Source organism: Lawsonibacter sp. JLR.KK007 (assembly GCF_036941135.1).
GTDB lineage: Bacteria > Bacillota > Clostridia > Oscillospirales > Oscillospiraceae > Lawsonibacter.
In genome coordinates, this window is sequence record NZ_JAYWSY010000002.1 from 1296018 (window position 1) to 1313685 (window position 17668).

Annotated in this window: 20 protein-coding genes; 13 read left to right on the forward strand and 7 right to left on the reverse strand. The window is 61.4% G+C overall.

All coding sequences use genetic code 11. The annotated features are described in order from the left end of the window. Nucleotides 1-22 precede the first annotated feature (22 nt). The 3 genes from VV088_RS16290 to VV088_RS16300 all read right to left on the reverse strand — a co-directional run bounded on the left by VV088_RS16290 (nt 23) and on the right by VV088_RS16300 (nt 3054). Complete coding sequence (locus VV088_RS16290) at nt 23-1552, reverse strand: sodium/proline symporter (RefSeq protein ID WP_334601770.1); 1530 nt, start codon at nt 1550-1552, stop codon at nt 23-25. Nucleotides 1553-1756: 204 nt separating this feature from the next. Continuing rightward, nucleotides 1757-2347: a TetR/AcrR family transcriptional regulator gene (locus VV088_RS16295; protein WP_334601772.1), complete on the reverse strand. Its 591-nt coding sequence runs from the start codon at nt 2345-2347 to the stop codon at nt 1757-1759. 2 nt (nt 2348-2349) lie between these two features. Continuing rightward, nucleotides 2350-3054, reverse strand: coding sequence for a hypothetical protein (locus VV088_RS16300; RefSeq protein ID WP_334601773.1), 705 nt, complete (start codon nt 3052-3054; stop codon nt 2350-2352). Nucleotides 3055-3172: 118 nt separating this feature from the next. Between VV088_RS16300 and VV088_RS16305 the strand changes: the two genes are divergently transcribed. The 4 genes from VV088_RS16305 (at nt 3173) to VV088_RS16320 (ending at nt 6147) form a co-directional block, all read left to right on the forward strand. Then, a complete protein-coding gene (locus tag VV088_RS16305) occupies nt 3173-3835 on the forward strand; it encodes a helix-turn-helix domain-containing protein (protein WP_334601774.1) in 663 nt (220 codons plus the stop codon). An 81-nt stretch (nt 3836-3916) separates the two neighbouring features. Continuing rightward, nucleotides 3917-4492: a 5'-deoxynucleotidase gene (yfbR, locus tag VV088_RS16310; protein WP_334601775.1), complete on the forward strand. Its 576-nt coding sequence runs from the start codon at nt 3917-3919 to the stop codon at nt 4490-4492. 14 nt (nt 4493-4506) lie between these two features. Then, nucleotides 4507-4776 carry an ACT domain-containing protein gene (locus VV088_RS16315; protein ID WP_334601776.1) on the forward strand — a complete coding sequence of 90 codons (270 nt, stop codon included), beginning with the start codon at nt 4507-4509 and terminating at the stop codon, nt 4774-4776. A gap of 12 nt (nt 4777-4788) precedes the next feature. Then, nucleotides 4789-6147: a PFL family protein gene (locus VV088_RS16320; RefSeq protein ID WP_334601777.1), complete on the forward strand. Its 1359-nt coding sequence runs from the start codon at nt 4789-4791 to the stop codon at nt 6145-6147. Between the two features lie 50 nt (nt 6148-6197). On the opposite strand, the gene VV088_RS16325 is transcribed toward VV088_RS16320, so the two are convergent. Next, on the reverse strand, nt 6198-7115 hold the full coding sequence (locus tag VV088_RS16325; RefSeq protein WP_334601778.1) for a 5'-nucleotidase: 918 nt from the start codon (nt 7113-7115) through the stop codon (nt 6198-6200). A 21-nt stretch (nt 7116-7136) separates the two neighbouring features. After that, the gene (locus VV088_RS16330; RefSeq protein WP_334601779.1) at nt 7137-7619 is read right to left on the reverse strand and encodes a deoxycytidylate deaminase; all 483 of its coding nucleotides are present in this window, start codon (nt 7617-7619) and stop codon (nt 7137-7139) included. Between the two features lie 235 nt (nt 7620-7854). On the opposite strand from VV088_RS16330, the gene VV088_RS16335 reads away from it, so the two are divergent. The 5 genes from VV088_RS16335 (at nt 7855) to mnmE (ending at nt 13071) form a co-directional block, all read left to right on the forward strand. Continuing rightward, nucleotides 7855-8250, forward strand: coding sequence for a hypothetical protein (locus VV088_RS16335; RefSeq protein WP_334601780.1), 396 nt, complete (start codon nt 7855-7857; stop codon nt 8248-8250). 322 nt (nt 8251-8572) lie between these two features. Further along, nucleotides 8573-9961, forward strand: a complete 1389-nt coding sequence (locus tag VV088_RS16340) for an NAD(P)/FAD-dependent oxidoreductase (protein ID WP_334601781.1) — start codon at nt 8573-8575, stop codon at nt 9959-9961. A gap of 183 nt (nt 9962-10144) precedes the next feature. Continuing rightward, a complete protein-coding gene (locus VV088_RS16345) occupies nt 10145-10612 on the forward strand; it encodes a hypothetical protein (protein WP_334601782.1) in 468 nt (155 codons plus the stop codon). 50 nt (nt 10613-10662) lie between these two features. Next, the gene (locus VV088_RS16350; protein ID WP_334601783.1) at nt 10663-11424 is read left to right on the forward strand and encodes an MBL fold metallo-hydrolase; all 762 of its coding nucleotides are present in this window, start codon (nt 10663-10665) and stop codon (nt 11422-11424) included. Between the two features lie 267 nt (nt 11425-11691). Further along, nucleotides 11692-13071 (forward strand): tRNA uridine-5-carboxymethylaminomethyl(34) synthesis GTPase MnmE, encoded by a 1380-nt coding sequence (gene mnmE, locus VV088_RS16355; protein ID WP_334601784.1) that lies wholly within the window; start codon nt 11692-11694, stop codon nt 13069-13071. Here mnmE and VV088_RS16360 read toward each other — a convergent pair. Further along, the gene (locus tag VV088_RS16360; RefSeq protein WP_334601785.1) at nt 13031-13342 is read right to left on the reverse strand and encodes a hypothetical protein; all 312 of its coding nucleotides are present in this window, start codon (nt 13340-13342) and stop codon (nt 13031-13033) included. The genes mnmE and VV088_RS16360 overlap by 41 nt on opposite strands. On the opposite strand from VV088_RS16360, the gene VV088_RS22850 reads away from it, so the two are divergent. Continuing rightward, complete coding sequence (locus VV088_RS22850) at nt 13265-13435, forward strand: helix-turn-helix domain-containing protein (RefSeq protein WP_442913181.1); 171 nt, start codon at nt 13265-13267, stop codon at nt 13433-13435. The two genes, VV088_RS16360 and VV088_RS22850, sit on opposite strands and share 78 nt — an antisense overlap. Before the next feature lie 37 nt (nt 13436-13472). Here the strand turns inward: VV088_RS22850 and pta are convergent, their stop codons facing one another. Next, nucleotides 13473-14447: a phosphate acetyltransferase gene (pta, locus tag VV088_RS16365; RefSeq protein ID WP_334601786.1), complete on the reverse strand. Its 975-nt coding sequence runs from the start codon at nt 14445-14447 to the stop codon at nt 13473-13475. Nucleotides 14448-14714: 267 nt separating this feature from the next. Between pta and VV088_RS16370 the strand changes: the two genes are divergently transcribed. The 3 genes from VV088_RS16370 to lepA all read left to right on the forward strand — a co-directional run bounded on the left by VV088_RS16370 (nt 14715) and on the right by lepA (nt 17667). Then, nucleotides 14715-15431 carry a helix-turn-helix domain-containing protein gene (locus tag VV088_RS16370; protein ID WP_334601787.1) on the forward strand — a complete coding sequence of 239 codons (717 nt, stop codon included), beginning with the start codon at nt 14715-14717 and terminating at the stop codon, nt 15429-15431. Nucleotides 15432-15595: 164 nt separating this feature from the next. After that, nucleotides 15596-15862, forward strand: coding sequence for a hypothetical protein (locus tag VV088_RS16375; protein WP_334601788.1), 267 nt, complete (start codon nt 15596-15598; stop codon nt 15860-15862). After that, nucleotides 15859-17667, forward strand: coding sequence for a translation elongation factor 4 (lepA, locus tag VV088_RS16380; RefSeq protein WP_334601789.1), 1809 nt, complete (start codon nt 15859-15861; stop codon nt 17665-17667). Before VV088_RS16375 ends, lepA begins: the two co-directional genes overlap by 4 nt. Nucleotide 17668: the final 1 nt, after the last annotated feature.

Consider the following 17668-nt stretch of genomic DNA (forward strand, 5'->3'; position numbering starts at 1 on the left):
TGGGACCCCTTTCCGCCTGTGCTTATTTGTCGTACTCCTCAAAGGCTTTGACGACCTCAGCCTCTGGCGCAGGAGTAACCAAAGATACCACTACGATCGCCACCAGCGCCACCAGGAAGGCGGGGAGCAGCTCGTAGATATTCCAAATGCCGCCCAGCGGCTTGATCTGGAACTTCCATACAAAGATCATCACACTTCCGGCCACCAGACCAGCCATGATGCCCTGGCGGTTGCTGCGCTTCCAGAACAGGGCGCACAGCATAGCGGGGCCAAAGGTGGCGCCGAAGCCGGCCCAGGCAAAGGAGACGATCTGGAACACGTTGCTGTCCGGGTCCCGGGCCAGGAACAGGGCGATGATGGCGATCACCACCACGGTGAGCCGGGCGGTGAGCATGGTCTGCTTCTGGGTCAGCTTGACGCCAAAGACGTTCTGCACCAGATTCTCCGAGAAGGCGGAGGAGGCGGCCAGAAGCTGGCTGTCGGCGGTGGACATGGTGGCGGCCAGGATGCCGGCCAGGATGCACCCGGCTACAATGGCGGGGACGATGCCGAAGCTGGACAGCATGTCAGACAGCTTGACGATCACCGTCTCGGTGGCGCTGCCCTCCAGAAGGGGGATGTGTCCGGCGGCGGAGACGGCGTGGCCCACGATGCCGATGAACACCGCCACTCCCATGGACAGCACCACCCACACGGCGGCGATGCGGCGGGAGAGGGTGAGCTCGTTCTCATCCCGGATGGCCATAAAGCGCACCAGAATGTGGGGCATCCCAAAATAGCCCAGGCCCCAGGCCATCATGGAGACGATGCGGATCAGTCCATAGGGCTCGGCGGAATGGGTGGCCGCGTTGTAGGTCTCCCCAAAGCTGAGGAAGCCGGGCAGGGTGCGGGCGTGGTCCAGCACCGCGTCCAGACCGCCGGCCTGCACGATGCCGAACACCACAATCACAGCCAGGGCAATGGTCATGATGATGGACTGAATCAGGTCCATAGTGGCCACGGCGGAGAAGCCGCCCACCGAGGTGTAGCTGATGATGACCACCGCGCCGATGACAACCGCCGTCATATAGTCCCAGCCGAAGAGGCTGTTGAACAGCTTGCCAATGGCGGCCAATCCGGAGGCCACATAGGGCACGAAGAAAATCAGGATGATCAGGGCGGAAATGCACATGATCACCGGCTTCTTCTCCCCGTAGCGCTTGGAGATGAAGCTGGGGATGGTGATGGCGTCCAGCTTGACGCTGTAGCGGCGCAGCCGCTTGGCCACCAGCAGGAAGTTGAGGTAGGTGCCCGCAGCCAGGCCGATGGCGGTCCAGCTGGCGTCGGCCACGCCGGACAGATAGGCCAGGCCGGGGATGCCCATCAGCAGGTAGCTGCTCATATCGGAGGCTTCGGCGCTCATGGCGGTGACCAGGGGACCCATCCCCCGGCCGCCCAGGTAGAAGCCCTCGGCGCTCTTCTTGGAACGGCGGCCGATCATCACGCCGGTGAAGATCACCAGGCAGAGATATATCAGAATGGTCGCCATGATACAGGCTTGCGCGGTTGTCATAGTATTCCTCCCAAACACACGTGTTCCGGGACACACAGGACCGGAACAGGCAGATTTCTAACATCATACCAGAAAGCAAACCGGAACACAACATAGAATGTACTCCGTACTTAAAAAGATAAAACAGCCTATTTCCCTTGATATGATCAAGAAAACAGGCTGTACATTTTATCAAATTCCGTTTTGTACATTCCTACAAACTTTTCATGTTCCGGTCCGAAACCCCTGCAAAAACATGGGCATCATGGTCCGGCTGTACTGGGTGAGGGAGTAGTCCCCGCCGGACAGGCACCAGTCGTAGATGAGGGCCCGCTCGCACAGGGCGTAGGCCCGCACCATCTCGTTGACGGTGACGTCCCCCCGCAGCTCCCCCCGCTCCTGGCCCTGGAGGACGATCTGCCGCAGCAGCCGGTAGTAGATGCGGTTGTGGTCCATGAGGGACTTGTCCCCCCGGGTCACCAGCTGGGAGGAGTACAGCCGGGCCACCAGGTCCAGGGGGGTGGAGTTCTCCATCATGGCAAACAGCTCCTGGTTGAGGTACATCAGCTGGTCGAAGCGGTCCATCTCCGGGTCGATGGTCGCCATCAGGGCCTGGTACTTCTGGTCAAAAACGTCGGCCAGGGTGGACAGCAGGTCGTCCTTGCCCTGGAAGTAGTGGTAGAAGGACCCCCGGGAGGTGCCCGATTCCTCGATAATCTCCTCCACGGTGGTGTCGTCGTAACCCTGGCGGTAGAACAGCTTCCAAGCCGCGTCAATGATCTTCCCCCGAGTGTTCCGGGTGCTTTTTTTCGCCATAGTCAGCCCTCTTTGGTAATTTGATACGCCTTGCACTTGGCGTCGGACAAAATCGCAAGGACGGTCTTGGTGTCCGGGTCATAGCCGCAGCAAACCGCCAGGTCGAAAATACAAGGAATCATGGGAGCGTCCTCCGGCTTTTCGCACTCCGTATAGGTCCAGCCCTCCTCCTCCAGCACTTCCATCCCGGTATCGTAGGTTTCGCAGCACAGGACCGCGCACAGCACATATTTCAGATAGTCGGACAGGGTGGCGCTGAACCGCTTCCAGCCGGTGGGGGCATCCCCCTCGTGGAGCATATAGACGATCGGGTCCGGCTGGCTGAGGTCCCCCTCCCGAATGCCAAATTCCACCACTCCGGCAGCGTAGTCGCTGCCAATTTCCAGATAGTTCTCCACCAGTGTGGACCACTGCTCCTTGGGCAGCTTAAAGAAGGGGGCGAGGGGGTCGTCCTCCTCCAGCTCCTCCAGGTGCTCCTCATAGAATTCCCGGTCCTCCTCAATCCGCTCCTCAAGCACCTCGTAGGAGGTCCAATCTGAATGGCCGGTCCAGATGTCCGCCGTCTCGAACAGAGGGTGGTCACAGGCCCGGCTCAGAAAATCGTTCAGCAGGGCGGGGAGCCGGGGGTCAGGCTGGTAGTCGGGGTTGGGCTGGCAGCCCAGGATGTCCAGAAGCTCCAGAACGGAGATATCGTAGTGAAAAGCCATGTTTTTTCCTCCTTCAATCGGGCCGCAACTGTCAGTTGCGGAGATTTCCAAGCGGACTTGATTGCTTTTTGCCGCTCTGACAGTATAATAGAAGAAAATCGAGAGGAGGTCAAGGTCTATGACATTGGCGGAAAAAATATTGTCCCTGCGCACCCAGCGGGGCATGTCCCAGGACGACCTGGCGGAAAAAATGGAGGTCTCCCGGCAGAGTGTGAGTAAGTGGGAGACGGCCCAGTCCACCCCCGACCTGGATAAGATCATCCGGCTGGCCGATCTGTTCGGCGTGAGTGTGGATGAGCTGGTTCGGGACGGGGAGGCCCCTCAGCCCCCGGAGCCGCCGGAAGCAAAGGTGATTTACGTGGAACGGGAAAAGCGGGGGCTGACCCCAATACAGACCTTAGGTGTTATAGTTGAGGTAACTGGGGTGGGGCTGAGCCTAGTTGGACTGATGGGGGCGCCCGTCCTGATACTCCCCGGCGCGGCGCTGGTCGTCCTGGGCCTGCCCCTGCTGCTGGCAAAAAAGCATCCCTGGCTTATTATGGGCTGGCTGGCCGTTGGGCTGAGCTGTCTGGCTTTGAACCCATACACCAGTGTGTCCCCCTGGGGGCTGATAGGCGGACTTCGGCGGCTGTACTATTATATTACAATACCGGGGTTTCGAGATCCGTCCACGGTTTTCGCCATTGCGGTGGGCATTGTCCGGGGCCTGCTGATCCTGGCGCTCGCGTTTTTCACCTGGCGGGCGTGGAAAAAGAAAAAATCTTTGGAGAAGGACGGCTGAAAAGCCGTCCTTTTTTCAGTTTACAACCGCTTTCGGCTATGGTAGAATAAGGGGACTTCAGAAAAGGAGAGAAAACCTGCCGTGGCATACAACTTTTTCCCCATGATCTCCCGGATGCGGTACATCAACCGCTGGGGCCTGATGCGCAACACCCGGCTGGAGAACATTCAGGAGCACTCCCACCAGGTGGCTGTTCTGGCCCACGCCCTGGCTGTCATTGAAAACCGCTATTTCGGCGGTCAGATTGACCCGGGTACGGCAGCGGTAGCCGCCCTGTACCACGACGCCAGCGAAATTCTCACCGGCGACATGCCCACCCCCATCAAGTACGACAATCCGGACATCCAGTCCGCCTACAAGGATGTGGAGGCGGTGGCGGAGAAAAAGCTGCTGTCCATGCTCCCTCCCGACCTGCGCCCCGACTTTGAGGAGGCGGTCACCATCCCCGATCCGGATATCCGCGCCCTGGTCAAGGCGGCGGACAAGCTGTCCGCCTACCTCAAGTGTGTGGAGGAGCTGAAGGCGGGCAACACCGAGTTCAAAAAGGCCAAGGAGCAGACCTACGCCGCTCTGGTGCAAAATCCCATCCCCGCCCTGAACTACTTTATGGAACACTTCCTGGACGGCTTCGAGCTGACCCTGGATGAGTTGAATTAAGAAAGGAATTTTGTATGAAAGCCATTGTTACCGTCATCGGCAAGGACCGGGTGGGCATTACCGCCTCCGTGTGCTCCCTGCTGGCCCAGCACAACATCAACATTCTGGACATTACTCAGACCGTTCTCCAGGAGTTTTTCACCATGGTCATGCTGGTGGATACCTCCGCCTGCCAGAAGTCCATCGGGGATCTGGCCGGTATCCTGGAGCAGGCCGGTCAGGAGCAGGGCCTGTCCATCCGCATCCAGCGGGAGGACATTTTCAACGCCATGCACCGGATTTAAGCGGAGGTAACTATGCTCAACCAACATGAAATCATGCAGACCATCCAGATGATCGACCAGCAGCATCTGGACGTGCGCACCATTACTATGGGCATCTCCCTGCTCTCCTGCGCCCACAGCGATGTAAAGACCGCCTGTGACAAGGTGTACGACAAGATTACCCGCTATGCTGAGAGGCTGGTGGCCACCGGCGAGGACATCGAGAAGGAGTTCGGCATCCCCATTGTCAACAAGCGCATCTCGGTGACTCCCATCGCCCTGGTGGCCGCCGCCGCGGAGACGGACAGCTACGTCCCCTTCGCCCAGGCCCTGGACCGGGCCGCCAAGACCACCGGCGTCAACTTCATCGGCGGCTTCTCCGCCCTGGTCCAGAAGGGGATGACGGCGGCCGACCGCATCCTCATCAACTCCATCCCCGAGGCGCTGGCCTCTACGGATATCGTCTGTTCCTCGGTCAACGTGGGCTCCACCAAGGCGGGCATCGATATGGACGCGGTGGCCCTCATGGGCCGCACCATCAAGGAGCTGGCGGAGAAAACTGCCAACAGGGGCGGCTTCGGCTGCGCCAAGCTGGTGGTGTTCTGCAACGCCGTGGAGGACAACCCCTTTATGGCGGGCGCCTTCCACGGGGTGGGCGAGCCAGAGCGGGTCATCAACGTGGGGGTCTCCGGCCCGGGTGTGGTATACCACGCCCTTCAGGAGGTGAAGGGAAAGCCCTTCGACGTGGTAGCCGAGACGGTGAAGAAGACCGCCTTCCGCATCACCCGCATGGGTCAGCTGGTGGCCCAGGAGGCCAGCCGCCGGCTGGACACCCCCTTCGGCATTGTGGACCTTTCCCTGGCCCCCACCCCCGCCATCGGGGACAGCGTGGCCCGGATTCTGGAGGAGATGGGCCTGGAGGTCTGCGGCACCCATGGCACCACCGCCGCCCTGGCCCTGCTCAACGACGCGGTGAAGAAGGGAGGCGTGATGGCCTCCTCCTCGGTGGGCGGGCTGTCCGGGGCTTTCATTCCCGTCAGCGAAGACGAGGGCATGATCGCCGCCGCCCGGTCCGGGGCCCTCACCCTGGACAAGCTGGAGGCCATGACCTGCGTCTGCTCGGTGGGCCTGGACATGATCGCCGTCCCCGGCGACACCCCCGCCGAGACCCTCTCCGCCATCATCGCCGACGAGGCCGCCATCGGCATGGTCAACTCCAAGACCACCGCCGTCCGCATCATTCCCGCTCCCGGCTGCACCGTAGGGGATACGGTAGAGTTCGGCGGACTGCTGGGCTCCGCCCCCATTCAGCCCGTTCACCCCTTCTCTGCCAAGGACTTTGTGGCCCGGGGCGGACGCATCCCCGCCCCCATGCAGAGCCTGAAAAACTGATTGTACGAAAAGCCGGGAGCCGTCCAAACGGACGGTTCCCGGTTTTTTGCTTATACCAGAGGGCCGTCTCCCTCCCGATAGGGCACCACCGCTGCCGGGACCACCTCCGACGCCGGGTCCGCATGGACGTACTGGTCGTCAAAGAAGATCTGGGCCCCAAAGGCGGAGAGCACCTCTTTTTTGCTCACGCCGCCCAAAAAATAAGCCTCGTCCACATGCACTCCCCAGCTGCGCAGAGTCTTGATGGCCCGCTCATGGGCGGGGACGCTCCGGGAGGTCACCAGCGCGGTGCGGACCGGCGCCGGGTCCCGCTCCGCGAAGGTGGACTGGATATGGGCCACAGTCTCCAGGAACCGGGCGAAGGGTCCCCTCTGAAGGGGGATGTCCGCCTTCGCCCGCTCGTTTTCCTCAAAGGCCTCCAGCCCCTTCTGCCGGAAGATCCGCTCCGATCCGGCTCCGAACAGCACCGCGTCCCCGTCGAAGGCGATGCGGATCTGCCGGACCCCGGAGCTGGACTCCTGGCGGGGACCGCCGGGCAGGATCACTCCCGCCGCGATGCCGCTGTCCACCGCCTGCTGCACGTCCTCCCGGTTGGCGGAGAGAAACAGGTCTGTCTGAAAGGCTTTCAGGTAGGGGGCAATCTCCGCGCCGCCGGTCAGGGCGGCCCTGGTGATGTCCAGCCCGTAGCTCTGGATGGAGTGAAAAATGCGCAGACTGGTGTTGGGGCTGTTCCGGGAGGTCACGATAACCTCTACCAGCCGCTCCTCCTGCAGGCTGTTCAGCTCCAGGAAGGCCCGCACCAGTGGAAAAGCGGCCCCCTTCTGCAGCACCACAGTCTCGTGGCTCACCTGATAGCTCTCATAAGCGGCCAGGCCCTGCTCCTCATACAGCCTGTTCTCCGCTTCCAGATCGAACAGGGCGCGGGAGCTGATCCCGATCACCAGCGGGCGGGTCAGATCATAGGGCATAGAGCTTCTCCCCCCTCTCCATCAAACCTGAGCGGGCAGGGAGTCGTCCTCCCGGACCCAGTCCTCCACATGGACGACGGAATACTCCTTCTCTGTGTTGCGGATCACCACCCGCTCGATGCCGGCGTTGATGATGAGCCTGCGGCACATGGAGCAGGAGGTGGAGCCAGGGATGAGCTCCCCGGTCTTGGGGTCCTTGCAGACCATGTAAAGGGTGGCGCCCAGCACCTCGCTGCGGGCGGCGGAGATGATGGCGTTGGCCTCGGCGTGGACCGAGCGGCACAGCTCATACCGCTCGCCGGAGGGGATCTTCATGGCCTCTCGGGTGCAGTAACCCAGGTCCATGCAGTTTTTCCGCCCCCTGGGAGCGCCGTTGTAGCCGCTGGAGACGATCTCGTCGTGCTGGACGATGATGGCCCCATAGCACCGGCGCATACAGGTGGAGCGTTCCAGTACCGTCGCGGCAATGTCCAGGTAGTAGTTTTCCTTGTCGATGCGTTTCATGGGCAGGCCCTCCCTGTCATTTGAATTCTACAGACAGTATATCCTATTTTCCCCGCGCCCGCAAGCCTCCCCGCCAAAAAGACCGTTTTGGGGCGGAGAGCCGGGGGCCTTGCAGCGAATTTACATATTGTTTACGAATAACGCCTTGACGGAGCCTTTCCAAGGCGTTATCATAATAAGGTATATTGGCAGGCGGTATTCGCCTGCCGTCCCTATTCAGCCAAGGAGGCGCTCTATGATCCGCAATGCGATCCAGAGATTTATGTACGGCCGCTATGGAAACGACCCCCTCAACCTGTTTCTGATGGGCCTTTATCTGCTGCTCTATCTGGTGTTTATGTTCACCAGGGTGGAGCTGCTGTATATCATCAGCTTTGTCCTCCTGTTTGCCACGCTGTTCCGGCTCCTCTCCCGCAACATGGAACGGCGCCGTGCGGAGAACGCCCTGTTTATGCGGGCCGCCAACCCAGTCCTCCAGTGGCTGCGGCTGCGCCGCACCATCCATCGGGACAAGGAGCACGTCTACTTCAAATGCCCCAGCTGCGGCCAGCAGCTCCGGGTCCCCCGGGGACGGGGCCGCATCACCGTCACCTGCCGCAGCTGCGGCGCCAGCTTCCAGGAAAAAAGCTGAACGTACGCACAAGAGGAAGCAAGGCCGAGGTTTTTGGCCTGCGCTCTGATATCCTGTAGGAGCTGAGTCCGCCGTCCTTTCCGGCGATTTACCTGTACGCCTCATGTTTCTGGTTTGCACGCTTGAGCGTCTGCGTGTTTGCGGCTGCCGGCAGCCTGCATCTGGCGAAAACCAGATCCGAACGCATCTCATAAACGGCCTGCCAGGCTTGGCGGGCCGTTGCCTTTTGCCTGCGCCTGTGCTATACTGACAGGCGGGAAAACGGTCCCTTTTGCTTTCAAAGATCGAATCCAACCTATGGAATGGAGAGAGGAGCGCCACCATGAACGCCAAATACGACGTTGTTATCCTGGGCTGCGGCGAGGCCGGCATTTTTGCCGCCTATGAGCTGGTCCACCTGCACCCCCAGCTGAAGATCCTGGCCCTGGACCAGGGATCGGACATCTACCACCGCAGCTGCCCCATCGTGGCGGGCAGGGTCAAGGAGTGCATCCGCTGCCCCGTGTGCCACACCATGTGCGGCTTCGGCGGCGCCGGCGCCTTTTCGGACGGAAAGTTCAACTTCACCACCCAGTTCGGCGGCTGGCTCACCGACTTTATGGAGCCCGCTCATGTGATGGAGCTCATCGACTATGTGGACTCCATCAACGTGGCCCATGGGGCCACCACCGAGGTCTTTTCCACCGAGAGCGAAAAGGCCCGCCAGCTGGCCCGGCAGGCCCTGGCCTATGACCTGCATCTGCTCCAGGCCCGGTGCAAGCATCTGGGCACCGAAAACAACCTGCGCATCCTCACCAACATCTACGAGGGCCTGATGGACAAGCTGGAGTTCGCCTTCAACACCGAGGTGGCCTCCATCCAGCAGGCGGAGGGCGGCTACCGGCTGCTCCTGGCCAAGGGGGGCGAGGTGCAGTGCAACTATCTGATCGCCGCACCAGGCCGGTCCGGCGCGGAGTGGTTCTCCAACCAGTGCAAGGAGCTGGGGCTGGAGCTGCTGAACAACCAGGTGGACATCGGCGTCCGGGTGGAGCTGCCCGCCGTCATTTTCGAGCACATCACCAACGTGGTCTACGAATCCAAGCTGGTCTACCGCACCAAACGGTACGGCGACAGTGTGCGCACCTTCTGCATGAACCCCTACGGCCACGTGGTGGCGGAGAACGTGGAGGGGATTAATACCGTCAACGGCCACTCCTACGCCGACCCCGCCCTGAGAAGCGAGAACACCAACTTCGCCCTGCTGGTGTCCAACCGGTTCACCAAGCCCTTCAATGAGCCCTACCGCTACGGTAAGCACGTAGCCTCCCTGTCCAACATGCTGGCCGGGGGGGTGCTGGTTCAGCGCTTCGGCGATCTGGTGGGAGGCCGGCGGACCAACGAGCACCGCATGGGCAAGTCCACCGTCCGGCCCACCCTCACCGCCGCAGTGCCCGGCGATCTGTCCCTCACCCTGCCCAAGCGGCAGCTGGACGACCTGATTGAAATGATCTACCAGCTGGACAAGATCGCCCCCGGCACCGCCAACTACGACACCCTGCTCTACGGCGCGGAGGTCAAGTTCTACTCCGCCCGCCTCCAGCTCACCGAGGAGCTGGAGACCGCCCTGCCCAACTTCTTTGCCGCCGGGGACGGCGCGGGGGTCACCCGGGGACTGGCTCAGGCGGGGGCCTCGGGGATTCAGGCAGCCCGGGCGATTTGTGAGAGGCTGTAAAATGGCTCCCTCCCTGAGGGAGCTGTCGCCGCCGTAGGCGGTGACTGAGGGAGTGTCCCTCGATAAACTCCCTCCGTCACGGCTTCGCCGTGCCACCTCCCTCTAAGAGGGAGGCTTGCCGCCTACGGGCGGGATATACGGCCTTTGTAACTAAGTGTACGCGGCAGAAAAGGAGCATCGCGCATGAGTGCACAAGTCGATCAAGATGTGAAGAACATACAGGAATTGCTTTCTAAAGAGGAGCATCGGGCCATTTATGACCAGTATGCTCCCATGCTCCAGGACATGCTCTTTGTTCAGACTTCAGAGGAGTGGCTGGACTTCATTCAGCAGGAGGGCACACTGGAGGAGAAGCCGCTGCGGCTGTATCTGTCGGCCTGGCAGGGATTGTGCCTGCTGTTGGGCTGCTATGAGGGCGAGGTTACCCAGAAAGTGCTGGGCTGGCTCAAGGGCAGGATTCCAGATGAACTGTTGGAAAAACTAAGCGGTTTACCGCCCATTGTCATTGACGTGGATGAGATGAACGGAACCCTGGAAAATCAGATTGCCCCGTATCAGAAAATTTTGTCTCAAGGCGGAGTCCCGCTCCATATAGAGTTTGAGGATATCTACTGTGTGGGAGCGTATTTTCTTTCGATTGAGACACCATAAATCATGCAGGGGCGGCGATCGGCCGCCTCTGTACGCGAAAGGAGTTTTCTATGCTCCCCTGGTTTACCACCGAACAGCTTGCCCCCGACACCTGGGTTATCAGTGAGTACCGCCACTGGGAGGAGACCCACTGCTATCTTCTCACCGGCACAGACCGGGCCCTGCTCATCGACACCGGGCTGGGAATCTGCAATATTTACGACGAGGTGCGAAAGCTGACGGACAAGCCGGTCACCGCCATCGCCACCCACGTCCACTGGGACCACATCGGCGGGCACAAATACTTTCCGGACTTCTATGCCCATGAGGCGGAGCTGCCCTGGCTGAACGGGGAATTTCCCCTGTCCGCCGAGACCGTCCGAGAGATGGTGATGGACCGCTGCGACCCGCCGGAGGACTTTGATGTAAGTACATACACGATATTCAAGGGTAGGCCCGCCCGCCTTTTAAAGGGCGGTGAGAGGCTGGACCTGGGCGGCCGGGTGGTCCAGGCGCTCCATACCCCGGGCCACTCCCCGGGGCACCTGTGCTTTTGGGAGGAGGCACGGGGGGATTTGTACACTGGCGATTTGGTTTATCTGGACACCCTCTTCGCCTACTACCCCTCCACCGACCCGGAAGCCTATCTGGCCTCTCTGGAACTGATCGCCGCCCTCCCCGCCCGGCGGGTCCTGCCCGCCCACCACACGCTGAAGGTCTCCCCGGAGCTGCCCTGCCAGATGCGGGACGCCCTCCGCCAGCTGAAGCAGGAAGGGAATCTCCGCCATGGCGCGGGCACCTTCCAATATGACGGCTGGGCCATCTGGCTGTAAGACATAACATTCCGTTTGACGCTTGCTGGCAGGTTGTTATCCACTTTGTCCACATAGTTTTCCACAGCCGCTTTTCCAGCTGCGGCAGGAGTTTTCCACATGATCCACAGGGTTTTCCACATCTGTTAAACGGCTCTGTGGGACCTCAGCCCCTCCCTTTTGGTTTCCATAATGTCTGTCAAGACGAAATTATCCACAAACTTTTCCGGCCCGGGGCTCTTTGCAGGAACCCGTGCAGCCTCTGTCCAATGCGGAAAGGAGCCTCCCATGACCACTCAGACCGACACCATCGCCGCCATGTCCACTCCGCCGGGAGCGGGGGCCATCGGGATTCTCCGCCTGTCCGGGCAGTCGGCGGTCTCCATTGCGGAAACCTGCTTCAAGCCCTTGGGGCACAGCGGCCTGCGGGACCACAAGCCCCGTGAGCTGGTCTACGGCGATCTGCTGGACAGCGGCGGACAGCCCATCGACCGGGTGCTGTGTACCTACAGCCTGGGGCCCTCCAGCTACACCGGGGAGGATACGGCGGAATTTCACTGCCACGGCTCCCCCATGGTGCTGACGCTGGGTTTGGAGGCCCTCTTTGCCGCCGGGGCGAGACAGGCCGGGGCCGGGGAGTTCACCCGCCGGGCCTTTCTCAACGGCCGGCTGGACCTGGCCCAGGCGGAGGCGGTGGGGGACCTGCTGGAGGCCCAGAGCCGGGAGGGAGCGCGCCATGCGGCGGGCCAGCTGGCCGGGGCGCTGTCCAGGAGGATCGGAGATATCTACTCCGCCCTGGTGGACGTGATGGCCCACTTCCACGCGGTGCTGGACTACCCCGACGAGGACATCGACCCCTTCCGTCTGGAGCAGCTGGATGCGGCCCTGTCCGTCCAGGAGGGGGAGCTGAACGCTCTGCTGGCCTCCTGCGGACGGGCCAAGCTGCTGAAGGACGGGGCGGCCTGCGCCATTGTGGGCCGGCCCAACGCGGGGAAGTCCTCTCTGCTCAACGCAATGGTGGGCTACGACCGGGCCATCGTCACCGACATCCCCGGCACCACCCGGGACACGGTGGAGGAGCGGTGCGAGCTGGGCGGGGTGCCCCTGCGGCTCATCGACACCGCCGGCCTGCGGGACACGACCGACCCGGTAGAGAAGCTGGGGGTGGAGCGTTCCCGCCGGGCCATGGAGGAGGCGGAGCTGATCCTGGTGCTCATCGACTCCTCCCGGCCCGCGGAGGACGAGGATTTTTCTCTGCTCCAGGAGGCGATGGCCCTTGCCCCCACCATTCTGGTGTGGACCAAGGGGGACCTGCCTAGCCAGCCCTGTCCCATGAAACGCTATGAAGAGATCCGTTGCCCGGCGGTGACGGTGAGCGCCAGAACCAGGTATCTGGACGAGCTGTGCAATGAGATCTCCTGCGCCTTTCCCCAGGACCTCTGGGGGGGCTACGGCGAAATACTCACCAACGCCCGGCAGGAGGAGGCGGCCTCCCGGGCCAGGGAGGCTGTCCGCCGGGCCAGGGAGGCCCTCCAGGCTGGCATGACCCCCGACGCCCTCCTCACCGACGTGGAGGAGGCCCTGGCCGCCCTGGGGGAGGTCACCGGGCAGTCGGTCCGGGAGGATGTCACCGACCGGATTTTCCAGCGGTTCTGCGTGGGAAAGTAGGGGCGGCTGCGTCGCTGTCCACCTGCTGGGCTAAATCGTGCAGTTCATCCCCCTTGGCCTTGCGCAGAACGTCCCAGGCAATCGCTTGGGCACAAAGCTGTTCTTCCACTGAAAGAAGTTCCTTATCATTCATGGTGATGGTACGAGCCGATTGAAGGAACTGCGCAACGCAAAGGGTCTGTCCCAATTGCAGATGCAGCTTTTGACTGGGAATAACCAGAGTGATGACTCCAAAATCGAGAACGGAACGCGAACTCTGTCGTTCAGCCAATGTAAGCACATCGCGCTGGCGCTGGACGCCAGTATGGATGATCTGGCAGGTCTGACGGACCAGCCTGAGCCGTATCCCCGGGCAAAACAATAAACCCTCCGGCATAGCCGGAGGGTTTATTACGCAGCGTTTAGGCCAGGGCGGCGGTGATAATGGCCATGGAGTAGACCTCCTGGGCATTACAGCCGCGGCTCAGGTCGTTGATGGGGGCGTTCAGGCCCAGCAGGATGGGGCCGTAGGCCTCAAAGGAGCCCAGACGCTGGGCAATCTTGTAGCCGATGTTGCCGGCGCTGATGTCGGGGAAGATAAATGTGTTGGCGTAGCCGGCCACCTTGGAGTCGGGGCACTTGGTCTGGGCCACACGGGGGGCCACGGCGGCGTCGAACTGGAGCTCGCCCTCGATGGGCACCTCGGGCATGGCCTCCTTGGCCTTCTCGGCGGCGTTGCGCATCTTGTCCACGGCGGGGCCCTTGCCGGAACCGAAGGTGGAGTAGCTCAGGAAGGCCACCTTGGGGTCGATGCCAAAGATCCGGCCGCACTTGACTGTCTCCGCACAGATTTCCACCAGCTCGTCCTCGGTGGGGTCGATGTTAATGGCGCAGTCGGCCATGGCCAGCACCATGTTGCCGCCGGTGGCGTAGGGGCGCACCAGGATGAAGCAGGAGGAGACGATCTTGTTGCCCGGCTTGGTCTTCACCAGTTGAAGGGCGGGTCGGACGGTGTCGGCGGTGGAGTAGGTGGCGCCGCCCAGCAGGGCGTCGGCCATGCCCATGGCCACCAGCATGGTGCCGAAGTAATTGCCCTTGCGGAGCATGGCCCGGCATTCCTCGGCAGTCATCTTGCCCTTGCGCAGCTCCACCATTTTTTCCACCATGGCGTCCATGTCCTCATACGCCTCGGGGTCGTAGATCTCGGCGCCCCGGATGTTGAAGCCGGCCTCCTCGGCAGCGGCCTGGATCTCCTCCGCCTTGCCAATGAGGACAGGAGTCAGGAAGGTACCGGACAGCAGACGGGCGGACGCCTCCAGGATGCGGGGATCGGTCCCCTCTGTAAAGACGATCTTTCGGGGGTGAGCTTTCAGGCTATCAATGAGCTGTTTAAACATGTTGCATCATTCCTCCAAATCAAGTTGGTGCTTCTCACCAGAATTCCGATTATCATGGTAGCATTTCCCGGCAAAAAATGCAAGGGCCACAGGATAGTTTTCTGCCTCCAGCCCGGGAAAAATTCCACAGGTTTTTTAAAAATTCCTCTTTACCTATCGTAATGGTTCAGGTATACTATACGAAGCGTATATGAAACCTTCCGGGGCGGGCCCGACTTGTACAGGGCCGGCCCCGGCAGTCTGCAGTGTTGAGGTGGAGAAAGCGATATGAAGATAGAGAATCCCGAGTTTCCCCGCACCCTGTCCCTGCTGCGGCAGGAGAAGGGTGTCAGCCAGCGCACCGCCGCAGAGGCCCTGGGTATCTCCCAGGCCCTGCTCAGCCACTACGAAAACGGCGCCCGGGAGCCCGGCCTGGTCTTTGTGGTAAAAGCCTGCGACTACTATAACGTGTCAGCCGACTTCCTCCTGGGCCGCACCCTCACCCGAGACGGCACCACCATCACCCCCGATGAGTTGTACGATCTTAGCGACGAGAAGAACAACTCGCTGAAGGGGGGCGTGCTGGCCCTGCTGAGCAAAAAGCTGCTGGTGAACTCCATTGGTGTGCTCTTCGGCCTGCTGGGCAAAACGGGCAGCCGGGAGGCCATCCAGGCCGCCTCGGGCTATCTGTCCACGGCGGTGTATATCATGTACCGCCGGCTCTACGACGCCAACCCGGACAACAACCCGGACTTTTTCTCCGTCCCGCCCCGGCATTTCCAGGCCGGCCTGGCCGAGGCCGACATGCGCTGCTGCGAGGCCGAGCTGTCCGACGCCCTGGCCGCCCACAGCAAGGCCAAGGGGCCCTGGCCTGAGATGACCAACGACGCCCTGGCCCGGGACTACCCCGTCCTCTACCAGTCCATCCTCCAGGTGGTCCACAACACCGGCGAGCGGGTCACCGCCCTCAGTGCGGGACGGAAGGCAAAACAGGAAAAGAAATAACGTCCAGGAGCGCGCAAAAAGCCTCCCCCTTTATGGGGGAGGTAGCTGGCCGGAGGCCAGACGGAGGGGGTGCGGGCGGCGGTTCCCCCCTCAGTCACGCTTCGCGTGACAGCTCCCCCACAAGGGGGGGAGCCTTGCCCTGCGGGGGACGGAGGTGAAGGTATATGGATAACTACAGGATGCAGGAGTTAATCCGGCTCTATGAAGAAAAAATGGAGCTTCCCGACCCGCCTCATTGCTATACGCTCCGGTGTTTAACAGAGACTTCCACATGGATCGGGACTCTGGATCGTGCAGAGCAAAAAATGGTCTTTGAATACATCCGCTACCTTTTGAAGCGGCCAGGGGACAGCACCCTGAAAGCAAAAACATCTATGCTGTTGAAACAGTTTCCCGATTGGGAGAGATACCTCAAGGAGGCATATCTATGACCGACCAAAGTAAAATCCGAAATTTTTCCATCATCGCCCACATTGACCACGGCAAATCCACCCTGTCCGACCGGCTCATTGAAATCTGCGGGGCGGTGGAGCAGCGGCAGATGGAATCCCAGCTGCTGGACAACATGGACCTGGAGAAGGAGCGGGGCATCACCATCAAGGCCCGGGCGGTGCGGCTGGACTACCAGGCGGAGGACGGTCAGGTCTACCACCTGAACCTGATCGACACCCCGGGACACGTGGACTTTAACTACGAGGTGTCCCGCTCTCTGGCGGCCTGCGAGGGGGCGGTGCTCATTGTGGACGCCTCCCAGGGCATCGAGGCCCAGACCCTGGCCAACACCTACCTGGCCATGGAACACGATTTGGAGATTCTCCCCGTGGTGAACAAGATCGACCTGCCCGCCGCCGACCCGGCCAGGGTGAAGGAGGAGATCGAGAACGTCCTGGCCCTCCCCGCCCTGGACGCCCCGGAAATCTCCGCCAAGCAGGGGATCAATATCCCGGCGGTGCTGGAGGACATCGTACAGAACATCCCCGCCCCCGAGGGGGACCCCTCCGCCCCCCTGAAGGCCCTGATCTTCGACAGCCAGTACGACCCCTACGTGGGGGTGATCGTCTATTTCCGAGTCATGGAGGGCGCCCTGAAAAAGGGGATGAACGTGAAGATGATGGCCTCGGGGGCCAGCTATCAGGTGCTGGACTGCGGCTACCTCAAGCCCCTTGGGATGGAGTCCGCCCCCCAGCTGTCCGCCGGGGAGGTGGGCTGGTTCACCGCCTCCATCAAGAACGTGAAGGACACCAGCGTGGGCGACACCATCACCGGCGCGGAGGCTCCCGCCGCCGAGGCTCTGCCCGGTTACCGCCCCGCCCAGGCCATGGTCTACTGCGGCATCTACACCGAGGACGGCTCCAAGTACCCCGACCTGCGGGATGCTCTGGAAAAGCTCCAGCTCAACGACGCATCCCTGTCCTTCGAGCCGGAATCCTCCGTGGCTTTGGGATTTGGCTTCCGGTGCGGCTTTTTGGGGATGCTCCACATGGAGATCATCCAAGAGCGGCTGGAGCGGGAGTTTGATTTGGATTTGGTGACCACATTACCCTCTGTAATCTATGAGGTCACCAAAACAGACGGTACTGTGGTCCGGGTGGACAACCCCCACAACTACCCCGACCCCGGCTCCATCGCGGACGCCAGAGAGCCCTACGCCAAGGTGTCCATCATCTCCCCGCCCGACTATGTGGGCAACATCATGCCTATGTGCCAGGACCGCCGGGGGATCTTCAAGGACATGCAGTACCTGGACACCAATCTGGTGGAGCTGCACTACTCCATGCCCATCGGGGAGATCATCTACGACTTCTTCGACGCTCTGAAGGCCCGCACCAAGGGGTACGCCTCCCTGGACTACGAGCTGGAGGGCTACGAGCCCAGCGACCTGGTGAAGGTGGACCTGCTCCTCAACGGAGACCAGGTGGACGCCCTGAGCTTTATTGTCCACCGGGACAAAGCCTATGGCCGCGCCCGGCGGATCTGCGAGAAGCTGAAGGAGAACATCCCCCGCCAGCTCTTTGAGGTGCCCGTCCAGGCAGCCATTGGCGGAAAGATCATCGCCCGGGAGACGGTGAAGGCCATGCGCAAGGACGTGCTGGCCAAGTGCTATGGCGGCGACATCACCCGGAAGAAGAAGCTCCTGGAAAAACAGAAGGAGGGCAAGAAGAAGATGCGCACCCTGGGCACCGTTCAGCTGCCCACCGAGGCGTTTATGGCGGTTTTGAAATTGGACGAGGAATAAA